The sequence below is a fragment of the Mycolicibacterium canariasense genome (genome assembly GCF_002101555.1).
In the GTDB taxonomy this organism is placed as follows: domain Bacteria; phylum Actinomycetota; class Actinomycetes; order Mycobacteriales; family Mycobacteriaceae; genus Mycobacterium; species Mycobacterium canariasense.
This window is the reverse complement of sequence record NZ_LQOL01000012.1, coordinates 1-1,889: the sequence shown is the minus strand read 5'-3', so window position 1 is coordinate 1,889 and position 1,889 is coordinate 1. Positions and strand designations below refer to the sequence as shown.

Sequence of the window (1,889 nt, the reverse complement as noted above, 5' to 3'; positions counted from 1 at the left end):
CGCATTTTCGAGAGACCTCGACCTCTATCCCGGCAACGACGCGCCAACCACCTCTACACCCTCATCTGTGAAGAGCCGGATTCCGTAGGCGTCGACATTTCGAAAACGACATTTGTTTTTGTCACACCACGCCAATGGCGCGACGGCAAGAAGTGGGCTAAGGAGCGCAGAGCGGAGGGGAAATGGAAGGACGTTCGCGTTCTCAACTCGTCGGATATTTATGCCGCTCTGGAACGGTCACCACAGACCCATATATGGTTCTCAGAAGAAATTGGGCTTCCGTCCAGCGGAGTGCGCACCCTGGAGCAACTGTGGGCTGAATACCGGGGTGGAATGCGTGGTTTGTTGACCGCTGATATCGTGCTTAGTGGGCGAGAGCGGGAGCGGGATGAGCTCATTCATCGACTGTTGGACGGGCTGCCGAAGTCAATCGGAATAAACGCCAAGACGATAGACGACGTCCTCGCATTTTCGGCTGCTGCCGTTGAGGCGCAAGATGAAGAGGTGCGTCGGGCGATCTTCGACCGCGCCCTTGTAGTGTTCGACGCTGCGACGCTCCGAGCTCTTGGCAGTGCTGAGGGCCCGTTGATCCTGTTGCCGTTTGACGATTCCTTCAGCCGACAAACCGATCTCATACGAAAACACCACGTTGTTCTTCATACAACAAGCACTGCAGCCCCGTCGATAAGACTGCCTGATGTACCGATTGCACCGACCAAACAAACTCTAATTGATGCTGGAGTGGACCGAAATCAAGCCATCAAGTTGGCGCGCTTTCTAAATAAGAACGTGCCTCTCTACGCAAGTGAGCTACGGAACAGTTCCTTGGCTGGGACCGCAGCCCCTGCACGAGGTGTTGAACTGGCGACATCGCAAATTGGTCGGAGAATGTGGTTGCTGGGCTCCTGGGATTTTGACCGTGCTGGCGATAGAGCCGTCATCGAAGAGATCACTGGGTTGTCCGTTGATACCGTGCGCGCCGAAGTAGAAGTACTCGCTGAGGGACCGATGCCAACCTTCACAAGAGTTGGCAGTGCCTGGCGGCGGTTCGATATCGAGGCCAGCAGTCTCGATGTCTTGCCCCTTCTAAACAACGAGGACCTAGCGGCGCTTCAGCTGGCAGTCAGCAATGTACTAGACGTGCCAGACCCCGCACTTGAGTTGCCGAGGGCCGATCGTTGGAAAGCGGGGATCGAAGGGAAGGTGAGGCCACATTCTGATGGCACTCGAATTGGCCTTGCCACAACGCTGGCGGTGATGGGCTCTCGAGGTAGCGAGTTCGAACACCCTGGTGCCCCACCATTGGACACGCGAGCCTCAGCGATTGTGCGCAATCTACTGGATAAGGCCAACGCCGATTCATCTGGGAAGCAATGGGAATCGCTCCTTGACGTCTTGTCGCTGCTAGCGGAGGCAGCACCAGACGTTTTCATGGACGCACTCGGACAAGCCATACGCTCTGGAGGCGCGCTCGACGGCGAGGTTTTCGGTCAGGAAGCCCGCTTCTTCGGGCCAACGAGTCCGCACGTCTTTATTCTGTGGGCGCTCGAACGACTCGCGTGGTCGCTCGACCATTTTGGCGCCGCCGTGCAGTTAATGCTCGAACTGGCCGTCTTGGACCCGGGTGACGACAAGAATCAGAATCGACCACTCAACTCGCTCGTCAGTGTCTTCCGATACTGGTTGCCTCAGACTGCAGCGTCGCTCACTTCGAGGAACAACGTCCTCGCCCGTTTCGCCGCTCAGCGACCAGAGCAAGCATGGCCGTTGCTCTGTGCGCTCCTGCCCCAGCCGCACTCGGTTGCGTTTGCAGGCTCTTCACAGATGAGGGTGTAGAGGTGGTTGGCGCGTCGTTGCCGGGATAGAGGTCGAGGTCTCTCGAAAATGAG

Annotated in this window: 1 protein-coding gene; it reads left to right on the top strand. The window is 57.3% G+C overall.

Annotated elements, in window-relative coordinates:
• A partial coding sequence (locus tag AWB94_RS34915) for a hypothetical protein (RefSeq protein ID WP_165766682.1) occupies nt 1–1,836 on the top strand: 1,836 nt, incomplete at its 5' end.
• Nucleotides 1,837–1,889 lie beyond the last annotated feature (53 nt).